22 protein-coding genes are annotated in these 20,248 nt (G+C 45.7%); 11 read left to right on the plus strand and 11 right to left on the minus strand.

Translation table 11 applies throughout. From position 1 onward, the window contains the following. Positions 1–8: 8 nt before the first annotated feature. Positions 9–494, plus strand: coding sequence for a multiprotein bridging factor aMBF1 (locus tag MSSIT_RS18025; RefSeq protein WP_048173868.1), 486 nt, complete (start codon positions 9–11; stop codon positions 492–494). Positions 495–780: 286 nt separating this feature from the next. Here MSSIT_RS18025 and MSSIT_RS18030 read toward each other — a convergent pair whose 3' ends face one another. Continuing rightward, on the minus strand, positions 781–1,623 hold the full coding sequence (locus MSSIT_RS18030) for a TatD family hydrolase (RefSeq protein WP_048175059.1): 843 nt from the start codon (positions 1,621–1,623) through the stop codon (positions 781–783). 353 nt (positions 1,624–1,976) lie between these two features. On the opposite strand from MSSIT_RS18030, the gene MSSIT_RS18035 reads away from it, so the two are divergent. Beyond that, positions 1,977–3,005 (plus strand): isocitrate/isopropylmalate dehydrogenase family protein, encoded by a 1,029-nt coding sequence (locus tag MSSIT_RS18035; protein WP_048173869.1) that lies wholly within the window; start codon positions 1,977–1,979, stop codon positions 3,003–3,005. A gap of 89 nt (positions 3,006–3,094) precedes the next feature. On the opposite strand, the gene MSSIT_RS18040 is transcribed toward MSSIT_RS18035, so the two are convergent. Further along, positions 3,095–4,426 carry a homocitrate synthase/isopropylmalate synthase family protein gene (locus MSSIT_RS18040; protein WP_048173870.1) on the minus strand — a complete coding sequence of 444 codons (1,332 nt, stop codon included), beginning with the start codon at positions 4,424–4,426 and terminating at the stop codon, positions 3,095–3,097. 470 nt (positions 4,427–4,896) lie between these two features. Here MSSIT_RS18040 and cbiT point away from each other — a divergent pair, with 470 nt between their 5' ends. The 8 genes from cbiT to MSSIT_RS18080 all read left to right on the plus strand — a co-directional run bounded on the left by cbiT (position 4,897) and on the right by MSSIT_RS18080 (position 10,109). Beyond that, the gene (gene cbiT, locus MSSIT_RS18045; RefSeq protein ID WP_261789153.1) at positions 4,897–5,583 is read left to right on the plus strand and encodes a precorrin-6Y C5,15-methyltransferase (decarboxylating) subunit CbiT; all 687 of its coding nucleotides are present in this window, start codon (positions 4,897–4,899) and stop codon (positions 5,581–5,583) included. Between the two features lie 90 nt (positions 5,584–5,673). Then, positions 5,674–6,282 (plus strand): cobalt-factor II C(20)-methyltransferase, encoded by a 609-nt coding sequence (locus tag MSSIT_RS18050; protein ID WP_048173872.1) that lies wholly within the window; start codon positions 5,674–5,676, stop codon positions 6,280–6,282. 17 nt (positions 6,283–6,299) lie between these two features. Continuing rightward, entirely contained in the window at positions 6,300–7,028 is a 729-nt protein-coding gene (locus MSSIT_RS18055) for a cobalt-precorrin-4/precorrin-4 C(11)-methyltransferase (protein ID WP_048173873.1), read from the plus strand. An 80-nt stretch (positions 7,029–7,108) separates the two neighbouring features. Beyond that, entirely contained in the window at positions 7,109–7,564 is a 456-nt protein-coding gene (locus MSSIT_RS18060; protein ID WP_082089065.1) for a cobalamin biosynthesis protein CbiG, read from the plus strand. 75 nt (positions 7,565–7,639) lie between these two features. Further along, positions 7,640–7,993 (plus strand): cobalamin biosynthesis protein, encoded by a 354-nt coding sequence (locus MSSIT_RS18065; RefSeq protein WP_048173875.1) that lies wholly within the window; start codon positions 7,640–7,642, stop codon positions 7,991–7,993. Continuing rightward, positions 7,962–8,762: a precorrin-3B C(17)-methyltransferase gene (gene cobJ, locus MSSIT_RS18070; protein WP_048173876.1), complete on the plus strand. Its 801-nt coding sequence runs from the start codon at positions 7,962–7,964 to the stop codon at positions 8,760–8,762. Before MSSIT_RS18065 ends, cobJ begins: the two co-directional genes overlap by 32 nt. Then, positions 8,752–9,474: a precorrin-8X methylmutase gene (locus MSSIT_RS18075; protein ID WP_048173877.1), complete on the plus strand. Its 723-nt coding sequence runs from the start codon at positions 8,752–8,754 to the stop codon at positions 9,472–9,474. The genes cobJ and MSSIT_RS18075 overlap by 11 nt, the downstream gene beginning before the upstream one ends. A 209-nt stretch (positions 9,475–9,683) precedes the next feature. Next, positions 9,684–10,109: a hypothetical protein gene (locus tag MSSIT_RS18080; protein WP_052721714.1), complete on the plus strand. Its 426-nt coding sequence runs from the start codon at positions 9,684–9,686 to the stop codon at positions 10,107–10,109. Between the two features lie 108 nt (positions 10,110–10,217). Here the strand turns inward: MSSIT_RS18080 and MSSIT_RS18085 are convergent, their stop codons facing one another. From MSSIT_RS18085 to nikB, 6 genes are all read right to left on the minus strand, one after another. Beyond that, complete coding sequence (locus MSSIT_RS18085) at positions 10,218–10,868, minus strand: cytochrome c biogenesis CcdA family protein (protein WP_048173878.1); 651 nt, start codon at positions 10,866–10,868, stop codon at positions 10,218–10,220. A gap of 156 nt (positions 10,869–11,024) precedes the next feature. Then, positions 11,025–11,510, minus strand: a complete 486-nt coding sequence (locus tag MSSIT_RS18090; protein ID WP_048173879.1) for a thioredoxin family protein — start codon at positions 11,508–11,510, stop codon at positions 11,025–11,027. Positions 11,511–11,752: 242 nt separating this feature from the next. Continuing rightward, positions 11,753–12,694 carry an ABC transporter ATP-binding protein gene (locus tag MSSIT_RS18095; RefSeq protein WP_048173880.1) on the minus strand — a complete coding sequence of 314 codons (942 nt, stop codon included), beginning with the start codon at positions 12,692–12,694 and terminating at the stop codon, positions 11,753–11,755. After that, on the minus strand, positions 12,687–13,670 hold the full coding sequence (locus MSSIT_RS18100) for an ABC transporter ATP-binding protein (protein ID WP_048173881.1): 984 nt from the start codon (positions 13,668–13,670) through the stop codon (positions 12,687–12,689). The genes MSSIT_RS18095 and MSSIT_RS18100 overlap by 8 nt, the downstream gene beginning before the upstream one ends. Further along, entirely contained in the window at positions 13,667–14,497 is an 831-nt protein-coding gene (locus MSSIT_RS18105; protein ID WP_048173882.1) for an ABC transporter permease, read from the minus strand. Before MSSIT_RS18105 ends, MSSIT_RS18100 begins: the two co-directional genes overlap by 4 nt. After that, entirely contained in the window at positions 14,481–15,428 is a 948-nt protein-coding gene (gene nikB, locus MSSIT_RS18110; RefSeq protein ID WP_048173883.1) for a nickel ABC transporter permease, read from the minus strand. Before nikB ends, MSSIT_RS18105 begins: the two co-directional genes overlap by 17 nt. A gap of 319 nt (positions 15,429–15,747) precedes the next feature. Between nikB and MSSIT_RS18115 the strand changes: the two genes are divergently transcribed. Next, on the plus strand, positions 15,748–16,308 hold the full coding sequence (locus MSSIT_RS18115) for an epoxyqueuosine reductase (protein ID WP_156158904.1): 561 nt from the start codon (positions 15,748–15,750) through the stop codon (positions 16,306–16,308). A 245-nt stretch (positions 16,309–16,553) separates the two neighbouring features. Here MSSIT_RS18115 and MSSIT_RS18120 read toward each other — a convergent pair whose 3' ends face one another. The 3 genes from MSSIT_RS18120 to MSSIT_RS18130 form a co-directional block, all read right to left on the minus strand. After that, complete coding sequence (locus tag MSSIT_RS18120; protein ID WP_052721716.1) at positions 16,554–17,180, minus strand: class I SAM-dependent methyltransferase; 627 nt, start codon at positions 17,178–17,180, stop codon at positions 16,554–16,556. Between the two features lie 250 nt (positions 17,181–17,430). Continuing rightward, positions 17,431–19,014 (minus strand): ABC transporter substrate-binding protein, encoded by a 1,584-nt coding sequence (locus tag MSSIT_RS18125; protein ID WP_231589984.1) that lies wholly within the window; start codon positions 19,012–19,014, stop codon positions 17,431–17,433. 353 nt (positions 19,015–19,367) lie between these two features. After that, the gene (locus MSSIT_RS18130) at positions 19,368–20,210 is read right to left on the minus strand and encodes an Mrp/NBP35 family ATP-binding protein (RefSeq protein ID WP_197080298.1); all 843 of its coding nucleotides are present in this window, start codon (positions 20,208–20,210) and stop codon (positions 19,368–19,370) included. Between the last annotated feature and the right edge of the window lie 38 nt (positions 20,211–20,248).

Here is a 20,248-nt window from a genome sequence, read left to right on the forward strand (position 1 = left end):
TGATCAACATGCAGTGCGAAATATGTGGTGCAGAGATCCGCGGAAAGCCTATATGCGTAAAAATTGATAACAGCGAACTCCAGGTCTGCCAGAAATGTGCACCTTATGGTCAGCCCGTTGACAAACGGACTCCCGTATCAAGAAAAGTCTCTCCGATAGTTCGTACGGTCCCAAGGACTGAAAGGAGGCAAAAGAAGGATTTCTTCGATATTTTAAAAGATGAACTCCTGGACAACTACGATCAGATTATCCGGGACGCAAGGGAGGCCAGAGGCTGGTCTCAGGAGGATCTTGCTGAAAACATCAAGGAAAAAGCATCTCTGATCAAAAAGATAGAGCGCAGTGAAATTGTGCCCGAAGATTCCGTTAGAAAGAAGCTGGAACACACCCTTAACATCAAGCTCACCGAGCGCGTGGAGGACGCAGGGCAGGAAGTCTCTCACATGAGAAAAGACACAACCCTCGGTGATATCGTAAAAATAAAGCGCAAATAAACTGTAATGTTTGACTGTAAAGCTTTAAATTGAGATACTGTAAAGCTTTAAATTGAGGTTCCGTCCCAGCATCAAAAACTGTTTCCGGTAGGTTTTCCCCCGGAAACAACTCTGATGGAGATTGTGTTTACCCTGACAGATCTGGCTTTAAACTTTTTGAACTTATGTTATCATCTGCTTATCTTTACTTTTTGCTTATTTTACTTTCTTCTTGCTTTATATTCTACTTCTTTTGACTCTGTTTTTTAATCCCGCCTTTTAGAACACCGGCATCTTCGGCGTTGTGTTAAAGCTCTATCTCTATATCATAAACTTTTTCAGGGTTCTCCTTGTGAACAACCCAAAAAGGTTCTTCTCCATGCGTTTCAATGAGTTTCAGGGTTCTTTTAGGGATGGTTTTCGGGCCAAGGACTGCCCCCGGTCTATCAGGGTCATCGATATAGTCGGTTTCCATCATAAAGCGGGTACCTTCTCCAAGCGCCTGTTCGATTGCCCCTTTAACGGCTATGACTCCCGGAAAAATCCCAAGTTCCTCACAGGTTTTTACAAGGGGGGGCGAGTAATGCTTGACTACCCTGTACATTTTTATCCCTGTTTTTTTGGCCCTTTCTGCTATGTCATGAAGTTCGGGCTCCTCTACATTTTCAGTATGGAGCTGGACTGCGCAGTCCTGTTCTTTCCCGAGAAAAAAGGCGTGTTCCATTACCTCATTTGAGGCTGCCCATACCTCTGAGGATACGGGATAGTGCGGGCGTCCCGATTTTATTCCCACGGCAAGGCCTCTTTCCACATATCCCGCAGCAAGTTCAAGGCCTTTTTTCATAGTTTCGGTCGCTTCCGGGAGTTCCATGTATTCCGTAAGCTTTGAAATCTCGGCAGGGTGAACTCCGAGAACCGGAAAAGCTCCTACTCCGATTTCACGGATTTTTGATGCGATTTCCACGGTTTCTTCAAAGACCGCAAGATAATCCTCGGGTTTTTTGACCGTAATTCCAAGGGACCAGCTGGGTTTCGTAACCAGGATTATGTGTGTTCCTCCCGATTTCTGAAACTCTTTTACGGCTTCAAGCCCCCGGGCTCTCGGATCTATATGCATATGGTTATCGGTAATCGGAATTTTTGCAGGCATGTTTATCCCCCGGAAATTTCCAGAAAACATTTTACTATCCTTTACTTATATTCAAATACTTCTATTCAAATTATAAGATTCCTTCACTAATTTCAAATGGAGCTATTAACGGTTTATTTGAAAACCCTACCTATCTTTGCAGGGCACGAAGGCAAAATTATATTTGTGGACCCGTATCTATTTTCCGGGTGTATTCTATAATATAATTACCCAAAAGTTGAAATATGAGCCTTACGTTGAGTACGCAGCGAGATTCAATTATTCTTACCATATTCTTCGAAAAGTTCCCCCCTTTTTTAACTTTTCAATCGCTACGGTTCTTTTAACACGAACCTTATAGATCTGGTGATAACATGACTAAAACCGCAGCAGTAATCAAAGGTGACGGGGTTGGCCCCGAACTTGTAGACGCAATGCTTAAAGTTGCAACCGCCGCTGGCACTGATGTTGAATTCATAATGTGTGAAGCAGGAGCTGGCTGGTGGGAAGAGCATGGTGGCAATTCCCTTGTCCCTGATGAGACCTGGCATATCCTTGACAGTTCAGATGCCTGTTTCAAGGGTCCGACAACTACCCCCGGAGGAATAGGTTCCCCAAGAAGTGTGGCCGTATCTATCAGGCGAAAGTACGACCTCTATGCAAACGTCAGGCCGATAAAGACCTTCCCTAACTCAAATGCACCTCTCGGGGATGTCGAGATGGTCTGTGTGCGTGAAGGGACCGAAGGGCTTTATATCGGTGAGGAAATCCAGCTCACGGACGACGTTTCCATTGCAATCCGGAAGATTACTCGCACGGCTTCCAGCAAGATTGCTCGCTATGCCTTTGAGGAAGCCAAAAAGAGAGGTTACGACACGGTTGTGCCCATCCATAAAAGCAATATCCTTAAACTGACCTGCGGCTCTTTCTTAGAAGAAGTCGAAAAGGTTGCGCAGGGCTACCCGAACATTGAGGTCTGGCCCTATCACATTGATAACATCGCCCAGCAGCTTATCAAAAACCCCCAGATATTCAACAAAAAAATCCTTCTCTCCACCAACCTTTTCATGGACGTTATCAGCGAAGAGTGTTCAGCCCTTGTTGGCAGTATCGGGCTTATTTACTCTGCAAATCTCGGGGACAATTTTGCAATGTTCGAACCGGCTCACGGCTCAGCCCCTAAGTATGCAGGACTGGATAAAGTAAACCCTGTTGCAACCGTGCTTGCAGGAGCCTGGATGCTGGACTATCTGGGTGAAAAGGAAAAGTCCGAAGCCATCTTCAAAGCCACGGAGCGCGTAATCTCCGAAGGCAAGTATGTGACCTACGACCTCGGAGGCGATGCAAAACTCAGCCAGATGGCAGACGAGATCGCAAAATACACCGCCGAAATCCTGAAATAACTTCGAGCATCTGAAAAATGAGACTCTGAAAGCAAGCGATTTCTCGTTTGCTTTCTTTTTTGTTCTTTACCGATTTTTTGCTCTTACTTTTAATCCGTTTCTTCGATCTCTTCTACCGGTTCCTGAATTTTCCCTTTGCCTTTAAATTTCCCTCGACCCGTATGTGCAGGGTCACAGATTGGCTGATAGAGGAAATATTTCTCAACGTAAGCAAGGAGCTCTTCATCCGAGATACAGGAGACCCTTTCTTCTTTATCATATAGCTGCTGAATTTCTTTCTGGATCTTGAGCAGTCTCCGGTCATCTTTTTCTATTATGGTTTCAACATCAAGGAGGTCGTTTAAGGTTTCCTGAATCTTGTAACGTATTACCTCAAGACCCGATGAGTCACCTATGAGGAGAAGTCTGGTACTTCCTACAAGTTCAGGGGGATAAGGTTCATAGTTAAAGGGATTTTTCAGGACACCTGCGGCATGGATTCCTGATTCGTGGGCAAAGATGTTTTTCCCGACAACAGCCTTGTTCCTTGGGACTCTGAGCCCGAGTTCTTTTTCCATAAACTTTGCAAAGCGAGTAACGGGTTCCAGGTTATATTTGTCAAAACCTTCAACCCTGTCCGCCAGGAAGAGCAGGATTTTTTCCATTTCACTGTTGCCTGCACGTTCCCCTATGCCCAGGAAGGTTACACTTGTCCAGTTTGCTCCGTGCCAGAAGCCTGCAATCGAACTTGCTGCTCCGAAACCGTAATCGTCATGGATGTGGGTTTCTATATTTTTGACTCCTATCTCTTTTTTGAGGTACTGGACAATTTTCGGAATTCCGTACGGTTCGTCAATATTCATGAACGGCATCCCGTACCCAACGGTGTCGCAGACTCTTACAATGCAGTCAGGATCGATTTCCATAATCTTTTTTACCAGAGGGAAAACAAAGCCGTAGTTGTCAGCCCTCGTCATATCTTCCAGGTGGGCTCTCGTACGAAGCCCATGGTCCACCGCATATTGAAGGGCATCAAGATATTTCTCTTCAGCCTCCTCCCTGCCTGAAAGCCTCATCTTCGAATAAATGTGCGTATCCGAAACCGACATTAAAATCCCGGTCTCCTCAAGACCGTCGACTTCCAAAATTTTGTCTATGTCAGCCCTTGAAGCCCTTGCCCAGCCTGTGATTTCTGGACATTCGTACCCCCGGTCGAACATAATCTCAACTGCATCCCTGTCCCTCTTATTGAATACAAAGGCTTCAAGTTTTTCGATTCCTATCTCGTGCAAATATTCGTAAATTTGAATTTTGTGTTCTCTGCTCAAGACTATTCCTGGCATCTGGGAGCCATCACGGATGGTGCTGTCACTTATGAAGATCTCATTTCCATAAGGCAACTTTAGCTTGGGCAGGTCTTCATATGATTCGTAATTTTTCATCTGGTATCCTCCTTTCCTTTAGGTGGCAGAGCCCTGTGTCGAGAGGGCGGGCTTACACTGCTGGAGTAATTTCCTGTCAAAAATATGCTGTTAAGTATGCAGATTAAAAAAATCAGCTATTAAACCGAAGATGTTCCTTTTCCTGTTAAAAAAACATTTACCTGAGAGTATCTCTAGTTTTTTTCTTAAAAGGCGTTTTAACTTTTTCTCAAAGAGGCACTATATCGCGAGTGCAAAGAACTTAACTCTCATATGCTGTTATAGTTAAAATCTCTTTCTTTTAAGCTGCTAAGGTAATCAGAAACCCACGTAGTAAAAATATTTTATGTTTTTCCATATGAATCCGTGGCCGCCTCATTAAAGTTTACTTTCCTTTATTGCCCTTCGTGTTGGTAATAAGGTATATCTACAGCAAGTTATATTTATAATCGGGTAAATCTGAAATATCTAATTTATTTATGTCTCTCCACATGCTCTGCATATGGTTTGGACCTGAAAAATCATATATTTCCGGTTCTAACTGCACATCCGGAGTTAATATAATTTCAAAATTATATCGTCACAGATTTAATAATACATATTTATTTTTCCCGAGGTATAACATGTCCGAAATAGTAAGTGTTAGCGGCGGTCCGACTAAACCGGAAATTATTGCAGTGTCCCTTTCCAAACTCGGACTGCAGGATGGGGATCGGTTTGCAGATGTAGGCTGCGGTACGGGTTCGGTCTCGATAGAAGCATCCCGGATTGCCCGGAACCTGACTATCTATGCAATCGATGCCCGTAAAGAGGCTCTCTTTGCTACGGAAGCGAACTTCAATAGTTTCGGGATTGAAAATGCCAGGGTCCTGGCCGGTGAAGCCTCGGAACTTCTGGGCTCAGGAGGTCCTATTGACTTGATTGACTGCGCTTTTGTTGGCGGTACAAAAAACATTGACACCATCCTTGAGAAACTTGTTGAAAAAAAAACTCGCAGTATTGTGGTAAACGCAGTCCGTATCGAGACGGTTGTCCGAACAATCGAGGCTATGAAGAGGCTGGGAATTTTTGACGAGGTAGTCCACATTGCAGTCTCGAGAAGTGCCCCGATTGCCGGAGAGACTATGTTCAAACCTGAAAACCCGGTGTACATAGTTGTCGGAAAAAAACAAGCCTGAAAATTATCCTTTAATCGCTATCATGTTAACTCACCATCAAATTAATCAAATCACGTTTAATATTTACCTGTAAATTTATGGAGCGATAATATGTTAATAGGAGTAGGACTTGGTCCCGGAGACCCTGAACTTCTGACCCTGAAAGCAGTGAATGTTTTGAAAAACAGTGATAAGGTATATGTCCCAGGACGCCTGGCAAAAGACCTTGTAGCCCCATATACGGACGCCGAAATCCTTGAGTTCCCCATGATAAGGGACATCGAAGTCCTGAATACCCTCTGGAAAGAAAATGCAGACCGTGTCGCAGATGAGGCCAGAAAAGGGACAGTGGCTTTCGGGCTTATAGGTGACCCCAACTTTTTCTCCACTTTCACTCACCTGAAAAAGGTTATGAACAGGCACTACCCTGATGTTGAGACTGCAACGGTGCCGGGAATCAGTTCCATCACGTCTTTTGCTGCAAGGGCTGATGTAGCGGTCGAGAGTTCCTTTGAAGTAAGCGACGGTTCCGAGATCGGGTACAAGATCCACCTTAAAGCCACACAGCCGAGAAAGATTATTGAGAAACTCGAAACCGAAGGGTACAGGGAGTTTATTTTCGCAGAAAGGCTTTTTTCGGACAATGAACTGATTATCAGTGAGAAAGAAGATATCCCGGAAAAAGGGAACTATTTCAGCATTATTTACGGTAAAAAATAAGCACAGGGAATGGTCAGATGGAAAGAAAAGTATATTTTGTAGGGGCAGGTCCCGGAAACCCCAAACTGATTACCGTCCTCGGGCGTGAAATGCTTGAAAAAGCGGACCTTGTTATGTATGCGGGCTCCCTTGTAAACCCCGAAGTCCTTAACTACACAAAGGGAGAAACAGTCGACAGCTACGGGCTTACCCTTGACGAGACTACGAAAATAATTGCCGATGCCGTGGATGCAGGAAAGTTCGTGGTGCGCCTCCACAGCGGAGACCCCTCGCTTTACGGGTCTGTTATAGAGCAGATGGAAGAGTTGAAAAAATACGACATCGAAGTTGAAAGAGTAGCAGGCGTCTCCTCGGTTTTCGCAAGCGCCGCTGCTCTCGGTACCCAGCTTACTCTTAACGGGGTTTCCGATACCCTGATCCTCACCCGTCCCGCGGGAAAAACCCTGGAAAAAGACCTTATCCCCGAGCTTTCTGCCTATAATACCACCATGGCAATTTTCCTTGGCACGCAGAAGATCAGGGAAATTATGGAAAAAGTCCAGTGCCCGAAAGATACCCCTGTGGCGGTTGTCTTCCACGCATCCTGGGAAGATGAAGAAATTATCACAGGGACGGTTGAAGATATTGCAGACAAGGTGAAAGATGCAGGGATCACGCGCTCGGCAATGATAATTCTCGGCGGGGTTGTTGACCCTAAAAACTACAGGAGGTCCTACCTATACGGAGTGGCCCAGGAACCGTTGTAATTACCTTTGAAAGAAACAGGGAAATTGCATCAAAGATAGCAGAGCATCTTGAAGCTGACCTTCTGCTCTATGAAAAGGGCATTTTCAGGAAAGCCTTTGAAAACTACGGGGCAATCGTTGCAGTCTTTGCTACGGGCATTGTGGTAAGGGATATTGCCCCCCTTCTCGATAATAAATGGTCGGACCCGGCAGTAGTCGTTGTGGACTCAAACCTGAATTTCGCAATCCCTCTCCTTGGAGGGCATCACGGGGCAAACGAGATTTCCCGAAAGCTTGCGGAATTGGGGGCAGTTCCCGTGCTCACCACGGCTACCGAGGTCCACGGCAAGCCCTCGGTTGAAGGGATCGCTGACAGATTTGGCTGTGAGGTCTTCAATAAAGAATCCACAATCGCTGTAAACTGTGCCCTCCTTGACCGGCAGGTAGAAGTCCTTGAGGTTAAAGGGCCAAGGATTGTTATTGTGGACGAGGATGTTTCCGTGCTTGTGAGAAAAAAACAGGCTGAAGCACAGGATGAAAGTGCAGGAAACAGCTGATAATAAACACCCATTAGTAGTTAATAAGCCGATTAATGACGAAACTGCATAATAAAGCAGTGGAAAAGATTACTGATGATTCTCGGAATCGGAACCCGCAGGGGCATTACAAATGAAGAAGTCCTTGATGCCGTAAAACAGGCGCTTGATGAATGCGGCCTGAGTCTCCAGGAGATTACGGCTTTTGCCTCTGCGAAACTCAAGGAAAATGAGCGGGGCCTGCTGGAAGCATGTGAAATTCTCGGCATTCCGGTGAACTTTTTGCCGGATGAGGTTCTGAATAGTTACAACCCTCCTTCATCCTCCCAGGCTTCTCGCTTCGGGTTAAAAGGAGTTGCAGAGCCTGCTGCACTGGCCCTCTCGGAAAAACACGAATTGATTTGCAGGAAGAAAGTCTATGGCAGAGTCACAATCGCAATCGCAAGATAAGGCATCCGGCGGAAAACTCTACGTTGTAGGGATAGGGCCGGGCTCCGTGGAACAGCTAACCCTCAAAGCCCGGGAAGTAATCCTCAATGCCGATTACGTTCTCGGGAACAGTACCTACCTGGACCAGATGGAAAGTCTTCTCGGCACCCAGGAGGTAATCCGGAGTTTTATGGGAAAAGAGGTTGAAAGAGCCCGGAAAGCCGTGGAACTTGCAAAAAACGCAAACGTGGTCATGATCAGCGGGGGCGACACCAACGTCTACGGTATGGCAGGAATCGTGCTGGAGGTCGCTGAACACGAGAACCTTGACGTGGACATCGAAATCCTGCCCGGAGTTACAGCAGTCCTTGCCGGAGCAAGCCTTCTCGGCGCACCCGTGGTGACGGACTTTGCAGTTATCAGCTTAAGCGATCTCTTAACTCCCTGGGAGGTTATCGAAAAGCGGCTTAACATGGCTGCAGATGCCGATTTCGTGATCGGACTCTACAACCCGAAGAGCCGCAAGAGAAAGTCCAACTTTGCAAGGGCAATCGAAATCATCCGCAAGTACAAGGCCGGTTCCGTGCCTGTGGGGCTTGTCAAGAACGCCATGAGAGGGGAGGAGGAGGACCAGATCGTGACGACCCTCGGGGAAGTCATGGAATATGAGGACTGGGTGGACATGAGCACCGCTATTCTCATAGGCAACGGAGAGTCACGGATCTGGAAGTCTCCGAAAAAGGATATTATCATAACACCCAGGGGGTATCATAAGAAATATGACTACTGAAAAAAGTGCTAATGAAAGCGAAGAGAACCTTGAAGAGTTTACTGAGCTTACGGTGGAAGTAGACCCCGAACTTGTAAAGATCTGTACCGACTCGGGGGCAAGGACTGAAGAGGCAAAAGCCATTTACATGAAAAGCCGGACAATGATCCGGGAAATTGTCGGGAATTCAACACCCGAGGACCGTTTCCGCCAGCGCTGCGTAATTGCTACGGGCGACCTCTCGGTTGCCGATATCATGCGTTTTTCGCACAACCCCATCCCCGCAGGGGTTGAAGCAATTAAAAAAGGCGCTCCCATTTTCGTGGACATCAATATGGTAAAAGCCGGGATCACAAAGGTCGGTCACTCCTCGGAAGTGATCTGCGTCCTTGACGAAGACCCGAGCGCCGAAATCGCCAACAGATACGGAATTACCCGGACATCCGCAGGATACCTTGCCGCAAAAGACAAACTGGACGGGAGCATTATCGCAATCGGAAATGCACCTTCGGCTCTCATTATGGTCTGCAAACTCATTGAAAAAGGGGTCAGGCCTGCACTTATCATCGGTCTTCCGGTTGGCTTCGTAAACGCAGCTGAGTCCAGGGAAATGGTCCGGAACCTGAAAATTCCCATCCCCTCAATCAGCTGTGTCGGGACAAGGGGCGGGACTCCGATGGCTGTTGCCTGTGTAAACGAGCTTGTGGCAATCGCAAGGGAAAGTGAAGAATAACACTTTCGGCCCTCTTTTTTAATTTTTTCTTTTATCTCGAGCGAATTTTTGTTTCCTAACCGGTTTTTTAGTTACAACATACCTACTTTATTTTTCTCATTTTCAATAAATTTATATTTGTAATTCTCCATCTTGTAATCCGAATAAAGAAAAAAAATCATAGAACGATATGTATATTCTTTTTACATTATTCTCGGAGGCGGGTCTGATTGGGCAACAATGATGGAAAACTGGTTATTCTCCTTATGCTCCTGACAATCGCTTTGTTTTTCTATATCTCTCTTCCTTTCATGTTTAGGGGACCTGCAGCACCTCTTTTCGTAATACACAACCATGATATTAAGGGTCATGAAGTGGCAGTTGAAGTATTCGATCAGCAGAACAAATCAATAATAAACGAAACATACAGTCTTGAATCCGAAGGCGATTTTTCACAGGCTCGTCCTTCAAGCCTTCGGTTCCACCGGGAAAAAAGAGAGTATACGTTTAAGGTAACTATGGATAAACAGATTACAAGTACGGTTAAGATGGAAATTCCTAATAATTATTCCCTGGTTGATATTTGGTTATACAGTAAGGACTATGAGTCAGGAGAAATTGTCCCTATTTTCATGGAAATTGCAGAAACGGTATGAGAAGAAACAGGTTTAACCTATTGTTTTAACCTGCTGTTTCCTTCCCTAAATTTTTGTTTCAAATTGTGTCAAATGTATGCATATTGTTTGGTACGCTAAGTGAAAAATTTAAATGAGCCAGCTGAGGTGGTTCTGATAGGCCATCCAGAGTCCTACAAGGATAAGCACTATCCCGGCTCCTTTTTTGAAAGCTGCGTCGTATCTTGAGATGAGCTTTATTTTCGAAGTGGAGAGGTGAGCCGAGTATGCAAGCAGGAGCATGGGTACCGCAAACCCTGCGGAATAGATGAAAAGGGTCAGTGCACCGCTAGCAGTACTTCCTTCCAGGGCTACCATCGTCAGGATTGAGGCAAGGATAGGTCCCACGCAGGGAATCCAGAGCACTCCGAGGGAAAGTCCCAACAGAAGCCCTGAGATCGGGCCTTTCTCGTTCATTCCTGCAAGCAGGGGGAGCCTTGCAAAGGCGTTAAACAGGCTTATCTCAAAGAGCATTGCAAGCCCCATCGTGATGATCAGAAGTTCTGCCAGGATTTTTAGCTGTCCCAGGTGTGCCTGGAAAGCTGCTCCGAAGGCAGAGGTCACAACTCCCATGAGGGTGAAAGAAATAGATACTCCGAGCACTATAGCAAGGGGCCTTAACTTTCCTTTTCCTGTTGAACTTGCGAGAACTGCAGGAAGAAGGGGAAGGATGCATGGGGACAGGACGCTGAGGACTCCTGCACCAAACGCAACCACGGGTGAAATGGCTTCATAAGACATGGTTTGGTTCGCTGTTTTTCAGTTTGGTTTATGGTACCGTTTTTTAATCGGAAAATTGTTTTCCGTCTAAATTGGTCGAAACCCTGAGTTTTCCTACTGACACAGGCTTTGAAGTTCAGTTCTACTGGAAAGCCGCTTTTTTATTTTTTATTTTTATTATTTGTTCTCATAGTAAAGAACGGCTCTGTCAAGAAGTTCTTCATACACCTGTTTTTCCCTGAATCCCAGAACTCTTGCCTGGAATCTGTCCGTTGTGATGTTTCCGTCTTCTTGCATGTAAACGTATTCTCCGTTTTCAAGGCCCACGACAACAAAAGAATCAGGAATATAGGATATTCCGAAATACGCTCCGATTTCGGGACTCTGGTCTATATCTGCAGACATGACCGTGACTTCTCCGGTATATTCCGCTGCCAGGTCGCTCAGGATGGGTTTCATCTGCTGGCATGGTCCGCACCACTCAGCTCCTATTTTTATAAGGACAGGGCCTTCCTGGACGGATGTGTTTATCTGTTCCAGAGCGGTCATATTTTCCACAACGCTTATTTCCTGGGCACTGGTGGCATTTCCCGAATCATCAGTACAGCCTGCCGTAAAGATTACGGATGCGAGCAGGACTAATAGTATAGTTAACTTATTCATGTTCTCAACATTGCTTGTTCATTTTGTAGTTCTTTAAGCTTTCTGTATTAGTAATTCTCTCTTATTTCAAATAATTTTGTTTTTCCTGCGCCAGAAGGTCAGTAATCCTGCAGTTCAGCGGATGGGTAATTAGGGAATTTCATCCGGCCCCCAGAAATCCTCTCTGGACAGTGTTGCGGTGACTGATGAATTCCACGGAGTAAGGCCGAAAATGTGTAAAAAATGGAGTGTGAAAACAGGATTCATCTCGTTAACTTCTTACACAGAATGTAGTGGTCTTTCCCTGTTTGTAGCATTTCAGGTTTTTCAGCTCTGCATTCCGGGTCCGCATAAGGGCATTCTGTATAAAATACACAGCCTTCAAAACTAGAGGTAATGTCAGTTTTTGCCTCAAAATCAGGCTTTTGAGTCTCTTTTTCCTCCAAATCCCTACCTGGCTCGGATAAGAGCTGCCGGGTATAAGGGTGTTGAGGCCGGGAGAAAACTTCCTCTACGGCTCCGATCTCCAGGATCTTCCCTGCATACATTACAGCTGCCCGGTCGCACATATGCCTTACAACTTCGAGGTCGTGAGAAATAAAAAGCATACTCAGGGAAAGCTCCTTTTTGAGGTTCTTTATCAGATGCAGGATCTGTGCCTGTACTGATACGTCCAGGGAAGCCGTAATCTCATCCGCAATCAGGAAATGAGGTTTCAGGGACAGTGCTCTTGCTATGGAAACCCTCTGGTTTTGCCCCCCGCTCAACTGGTGAGGATATCGGTTTGCATGTTCCGGGGAAAGCCCTACCGATTTCAGAAGGAGGGGAACTTCGGCATAAGCTGCTTTCTTTTTAACTCCCTGAAGCCTGAGGGGCTCTGAAATGCTTGATTTTATCTTCATTTTCGGGTCAAGGGATGAATAGGGGTCCTGGAAGATCATCTGCATCCGGGGCTGTACTTTCAAAAACTCTTTTCTGGGAAGTCCTGTCAACTCTTTACCGTCAAAAAATATGGTCCCGGAGCCCGGCTGCTCAAAACGAAGGATGCACTTCCCAACAGTGCTTTTTCCACACCCGCTTTCCCCCACAAACCCGAGAGTTTCCCCTTTCCGGACTTCAAATGAAACATCATCTACTGCCTTTATAGCCTCTTTTTTGAAAATCCCCGATGAAAAATATTTTTTCAGCCCCCGGACTTCAAGCATACTTAAAACACCTCACCTGGCGTTTTCCCATTACGTGAAATAGTTCCGGGTGCTTATTTTTGCAAATCTCCATTGCATACCTGCACCGGGGGAAAAACCTGCACCCCTCCGGGAGAGCAGTCAAGGAAGGGCTTGATCCCGGAATCGGCTGCATTCCCCTGGAAGGAAGCGAATTCAAAAGCCCTTCTGAAAAAGGGTGCATCGGAGCCTTGAAAAACTCTTTGCAGTCTGCAATTTCTACAATTTCTCCTGCGTACATCACAGCAAGAGTCTCAAAGAGTTTTTCTGCAAGCTCCAGATCATGTGTAACTATAAACATTGACGCATTTCGGCTGATATCCTGCAAAAGGGATATGATTCTCCGCTTTATCCTGAGGTCCAGCCCGCTACTGGGTTCGTCCGCAATGATAAGGGAGGGGGCGGCTGCAATTCCCATGGCAATCATCACCCTTTGCCTCAGGCCCCCGCTCAGTTCGTGGGGGTACTGCCTGATGCGAAGAGCGGGGTCCCGGATGCTGACTCTATCCAGGAGAAGAATTAAATTTGTGTTTACCTCAGCTTTCGAAAAGCCTTCGCCTCTGATCAGGGCTTCCGAAAGCTGGTCCCCTATTGTAAATACAGGGTCAAGGGAAGTTGCCGGGTTTTGAAAAATTGCACCTATTTCCTTTCCGCGAATTTTCCTGATCTTCCGGGAAGACATCGAAAAAAGGTTTTCCCCTTTAAAAATGATCTCTCCTGAAAATGACGCATCTCCGGCCAGAAGCCCGAGAATAGCCAGGCAAAGCACCGTTTTTCCTGAGCCGGACTCTCCTATTATTCCAAAGCATTCCTTCTCCCTGACTATAAGGTCAATACTGTCAACTGCTTTCACAGGGCCTGTATCGTCAGGAAAATGAACTTTCAAATTCCGGATCTCAAGCAGGGGTGGAGAACCATTCCTGGATCCGGGATCAGGGGTAATAGGAATTCGCGTCATAATGAGTCCTTCTTCTGCTTTGATTTCGGATCAAACAAGTCCCTGAGCCCATCTCCCAGGAAATTAAACCCGAGGACGGTCAGCATTATCGAAATCCCTGGAAAGATCATAAGATATGGGGCGGTGCTGAAAAAATACCTCCCTTCATTAAGCATGGATCCCCATTCCGGAAGGGTTTGCACTCCAAACCCGAGAAAACTTAGGCCTGCAGATGCGAGGATCACATATCCCATCCCAAGGGTTCCCATAACAAGGAGAGGGGATGAGGCATGAGGAAGAACATGACGAACGATAACGTACAGATCGCTTCCCCCAAACCCTTTGGCTGCCGTTACGAATTCCCGGCTTTTAACCGTAAGTACCGACGCTCTTACCACTCTTGCATAGCCTGTCCACTCTATCAGGACAAGGGCCAGTACCATGTTGGCAAGTCCTCCCCCGAAAAGTCCCACGATCGCCAGGGCTAGAAACATGCTCGGAAAAGCCAGAACTCCGTCTACAAATCGCATAAGGACTTCATCTGCAAGCCCGCCTATGTAGCCGGCAGTGGTGCCGATGACTATCCCTGCAAAAAGAGACAGCGTCACGACTGAAATCCCTATCAGGAGGGATATGCGGCTCGCAAACAGTACCCTGCTCAGCACGCACCTCCCCAGATGGTCGGTACCGAAGGGATACTCGGAATTTGGAGGAGTCAGCCTCAGGTCCAGGTTTATTGCTTCCGGGTCATGAGGGGCAAGCCAGGCTGCAAAAAGAGCTATAAAGGTGAGGAAGCTGAGGATTATGATCCCGGCAAGTAAGCTCCTGTTTTTAATTCCGCATTTCATCTCGAATCCTCGGGTCAAGATAGCTGTAAGAAAGGTCAACAAGCAGGTTTATTGTTACAAAAAGAACGGCTACAAAGAGAAGGGTACCCTGGATCATGGGGTAGTCCCTGTTGTAAATTGAATTAACAATAAGATTTCCGAGCCCCGGCCAGGCAAATACGGTCTCAACCACTGCAGAACCGTTTAGCAGGTAGCCGAAATTCAGACCTGCCATGGTTATTACGGGAATCATGGCGTTTTTAAGGGCATGCTTTCCAATTACAACCTTTTCCGAAAGCCCTTTTGCCCTGGCTGCATAGATGTAGTCTTCCTGGAGCACTTCAAGGAAGCTGGCTCTCGTCAGGCGCATTGTAATTGCTGCGGAACTTGTCCCGAGAGTCAGCATCGGCAGGATAAGATATAAAAAGTCTCCGTTTTCTCCGAACCCCCCCGCAGGAAGAATTCGCAGGAAAACGGCAAAAACCAGTATCATAAGATAACCTTGCCAAAAATTTGGCATGGAAACCCCAAGGAGGGCAAAAAGCCTGCTAAGATCATCAATCCAGGTATCCCGCTTCAAAGCTGCAAGGATGCCTGCCGGAATCGAGATCGCAAGCGAGACCAGGAAACTTGCAATTGCAAGCTTGAAAGTTGCGGAAAAGGCCTGCAGGATTGCCTCTGAGACCGGGCGTTCGCTCATATATGAATAGCCAAGTTCACCATGCAACACATTTCCAAGCCAGTTGAGGTACTGCACGTACAGGGGCTTATCAAAACCTTCTTTAATCCTGAATTCTTCCACCGCGACAGGGTCAGCCCCTCCAGAGGAGCTTGTCAGGATGATTTCTGCAGGGTCTCCGGGAGTTATATAGATTAATGAAAAGCTGACAATAGAAATGAAAAGAAGTACAGGCGCCATAAACACTATCTTTCTTAATATGTGTGTTAGCATTTTTACACACGCCATTTTTAGCATTAATTTGTCTTTTTTTAGAATTTTTTGTTATTATCTTGTTTAATTTTTCACTCGATTCTTCATATATAGTATTTTCTATTTGTTTCAGCAGGTCTGGATTCATGATATTTCTAAAAATGGTAATAACTAATTGTAAAAATGGTTATAAGGCCTGGAAATCTCTTTTCAGGGTATAATTTTATAAAAAATTTTATTCATACTGATGAAAAACTCAATATGCTGAATACTTTCCACTGTAGTATATACCGGTTTCCAGAATTCAGTGAATAGTGGACAAAAAAGAGGAGATGGTAAATTGACAGATGATAGTAAATTGATAGGTGATGGTGAATTAACAAATGACGATATTACCTCCGAAGTTGTACATTATCTTGATGAAAACGGGGCTTCCGTAGCAGGAGTTGCAGGTTTTGATTCTCTGGATTCGAATCCTTATCCGGACCTGCAGAAGGCGGTAGTTTACGGGGTTGCACTGGACCCTGAATTTCTCAGGGAGCTCATCGATTGGCCCGATTCTGGGTATTCTGCCGAATGCACACGAGCCAACGGGAAACTGAGGGAACTGGGCACAAAGCTTGTAAGCTATCTGGAAGAGAGGGGATTTGAGGCAGTTTCCCTTGGTCCGACCACGGAAAATTTAGATAGGGAAAAATTAGCCGTGGATTTTCCCCACAAAACTGCGGCCACAAGGGTGGGCCTGGGCTGGATAGGCAAATGTGATCTCCTGGTTACAGAGACGTTTGGGTCGGCTCTTCGCTTAAATACGGTCTTTACCAATGCGCCTCTCATATCAGGTACACCTGTAGAACGCTCCTTCTGCGGGGAATATACAAAAAATTTCAAAAAAGTAGCGTGAAAAACTCTATATGTGGGATCTGTATTGCTACCTGTCCCCGGACTCTGAAATACCTGAAAAAGATGTCTTCTGTGGAGAAAGCTATTGATTGATTGTTTCTTGTATAACGCCTGAATTATAGGTCTGCATTGAAGTCTTCGTCAGATCCGGGAGAAGCCTGGCGATCTACAAAAAACAGTGGCGAAGCTTAAACTCAAAAAATGTAGAAAACATGAAGGTTTATTCATTCGCCTTTTGTCCCGTAATCAGGAAGATGGGGTATCCCTGAGAAATCCTTGAATGAATGAACGCTTGTTTTTCTTGAATTCCTGCGCTTCCTGAAGGGGATTTACAGCAGTGTTTTCAAAACCCATTTTGGAAAAGACAATTGAGACATTCTCCGGGCTTATGTCCTCATAGAAAGGGAGGGCTTTTCGGATCGGCCCGTAAAATTCATTGAAAAATGATCTGGAGGGATTTTTGTTCATGTCGGGGTTCACCACGCCGGTAATCCAGCGCTTGACCTTCTTGTCCGGGCGGGGGTTAAACCAGTTGCCGTCGATAGCAAAAACCCTGCCTCCAGGTTTGAGGACACGCATCCATTCCTGAACTGCTGTTTCCGGTTGAGGTAGGGTCCAGAGCAGGTATTTGTTTACGACCAGGTCAAAATAGCAGTCTTCAAACGGCAGTTTTTCCGCATCGCCATGAAATAAATCAACCTTGACACCCAGGGTCTTTGCGTTATTTCGTGCTTTTTCGAGCATGCCCGCGGAGATATCTATGGCTGTCACCTCATGTCCCATTTCCACAAAGAGAAGCGCAAGAAAACCAGGACCGGTTCCTACATCCAGCACCTTTAACCTTTGCCCGGGAGGTAAGAAATTTTCAAGCATTCGCCTCCAGATAATCCTCTCTTATGCATCAAAGCCGTTCTCTCCATTTGTATATGTGGAAGACCTGAGGTTCCAGTAATCAGCGATAACTTTCTTGCAGTCCATAATTTTACTCCCCAATAAAAAATTCTTAAGAGAAAAGCAGAAACTGCTTTTCAATTTTCATAAATTTGATTTTTTCCAGGTAAGCTATTAACCTGAAAAGCAGGGAAACCCTCTCAGCAGAAGTTCTCCCTGCAAAATTTTCGAATCATTCTTCGATGTAGATGTCCTTCGTAATGAAGGAAATCTCATTCGGGTAAATCTCATATCCTTTTACCCGTTTGTTTATTCCGTCAAGTTCCGTATAATAGAATACGAATATTTCCGGAGAGTCTTCAAGCACCTGGGCCTGGATCAGGTCATAGTATTCCTGTCTCTCCTCCTGGCTTGTGCTTTCCCTGGCTTCTTTGATCCATTCATCAACCTCGCTGTTAGAGTACCCTGTCCATCCGGCCTGTTCTCCGGAAGACTCGAAATGGTAGGAGAGGAAATAGTCAGGATCTCCGGCAGGGGCAACTCCCCAGGCATAAAGGGAAAGATCATAGTTCCCGTCGCTTGTATCCGCACTCAAAGCACCTGTTTCAAGGACAATTACCTCGGTTTTGATCCCTATTTTCTCAAACTGGGAAGCTATAACTTCGGCTGTGGGTTTGAGTTCGGCTCTTTTTTCATAGGTGCGAATGGTAAGTTCGAAAGGCTCCCCTTCGTATTCAAGCCAGCCATCTCCGTCAGTATCGGTGATTCCTGTTTCCGAAAGCAGTTCTTTTGCTTTTTCGGAGGAATAATCGTAGCCTTCGAGCTTTTCATTGGATGACCAGGGCAGAGTTGACGGGAATACTCCTGTTGCAGGCACTCCTTCCCCTTCGAGAGCCGCGCTTACGACCTGGTCGCGGTTTATCGCATAATTCAGAGCCTGTCTTACCCTCAGGTCGTCAAGGGGCTCTTTGTTCGCGTTCACATACATAAAGCAGAGTCGCAGGGTTTCCTTACTGAGGACTTCAAGGTCAGGGTTCTCGTTGATGATTTCTGATTCTGTGGCCGGGATGCCCCGGACGAGGTCGCAGTCATCTGCCTGGAGTTTTAATGACCTTGTAAGAGGATCGGAAACGTAGTCGATAGTCGCACTTTCAAGCTTAACATCTCCTCCCCAGTAGTCCTCGTTTCGTAAAACAGATAGTCTGAGGCCTTCTTTGTAATTTTTGAATTTAAAAGGTCCAGTCCCTACGGGTTTATGGGTAAGATCTTCTGCTTCCGGGCTTACTATTGAAAGCAGGGGGTCGGAAAGGCTTGCAATGGTCGGTGCATATGGTTCTTTTGTCCTGATGATGACAGTCGTATCATTTTTAGCTGATACCGATTCGATAAAATCATACTCTGTATGCCTGGTGTTATCAGGGTCAAGTACCCGGTTTATCGAAAATATCACTGCTTCGGCATTAAAAGGTGTCCCGTCATGGAACTTTACTCCTAACCTCAGGTTAATTTGCCAGGCAGTGTCATTGAGACTTTCATAACTTTCCGCAAGTTCAGGCACGAGGTTCATATCGGCATCATAGGCAAAAAGAGTCTCATATATCCCGGCTTCCCGGACGTACCAGCCTACCCATTTGTAACCTGGGTCGAGGGACTCATCCGGCCCGAATATCATAACGGCTCGAAGGTTTCCATCCTTTTCGGAGGATATGTTTTCTCCAGCATCTTCAGAATCATTAAGTAAAGACGCTTCACCAGTGTTGGAATCGGAATCTGCACATCCGGAAAAGAATACCGATGCAATTATAATGAAAATCAATATGATAAAAATGTGATTATTTTTATTTTTATTCTTACTTGTCACTTTAACCACTAAAAGTATGTATTCGAGTGATATATATTAACATTCTTATTTGTGTCACTAAATCTTATTATATCCTTTTTATTTATTACTGAAAAGAGGGAAAGCTAAGTAAGGAGGATTTTGGAAATCCTGATGTAACATCAACTGATAGTTGTGTATATTGTAATGGAAGGCATATTTATGAAAAACATGAGTCACTGTAAAAATAAAAATAGAAAAAAAAGATGAGTCACTGTAAAAATAAAAATAGAAGAAAGAATGTAAATAAGTAAATATGAATTTTTTTAACTAATTGGCTTAAAATGGTCTTATTCTTCCTTCAAAGTCTCCTGAACCGCATCCACAATTTTTTCGAAGTTTTTCTGCCACTCCGTGCCGTGTTTAAGCTGGTCCTGAATGATTGTTCCCTTGTCCTCCATTTCTGCGACTTTGGGCTCTATGGGTAGTTTGGCAAGAATGGGGATATTGAAGTCTTCTGCAGCTTTTTCAACGCCTCCGCTTCCGAATACGTCTATTGGCTTATCACAGTGGGGGCAGATAAGCCCGTGCATATTGTCCACAAGTCCTATTATAGGTACATCCAGTTTTTCCGAGAATGTGATTGATTTCCGGACACTGATGAGGGCTACGTCCTGGGGGGTTGTAACAAGTACGGAGCCGTCACAGTTGGGGATAAGCTGGGCAACACTCAGGGGTTCGTCTCCGGTTCCGGGGGGGAGGTCAATAATCAGAAAGTCAAGTGCTCCCCAGTAAACTTCTTCCAGGAACTGCTTGATTGCTCCCATTTTGGCAGGTCCCCTCCAGATTATGGGTGAATCTTTGTTTTCAAGCAGAAAACCAATCGACATCATTGAGAGATTGGGAAGCACCTGAACCGGGAGAATTCCTTCTTCGTTTACTTCGGGTCTTGCAGACTCCAGCCCGAAGATGGTGGGAATAGTCGGACCGTGAATGTCACAGTCCAGAAGTCCTACCCTGTGCCCGCGGAGCGCAAGCCCGACAGCGAGATTTGCGGCAACTGTACTTTTCCCTACTCCGCCTTTCCCGCTCATTACCATAATCTTACGTTTGATGCGCCGGAGGTTGACTACGATTTTTGGTTCCTCGGGCTTTTTCGATAAGCTTTCCAGTGATTGAACCTTATCTGTCATTTTTATCGCCTTTCTAAAATTTCCGGTTTTCCCCTTTT

The organism is Methanosarcina siciliae T4/M, assembly GCF_000970085.1.
Lineage (GTDB): Archaea > Halobacteriota > Methanosarcinia > Methanosarcinales > Methanosarcinaceae > Methanosarcina > Methanosarcina siciliae.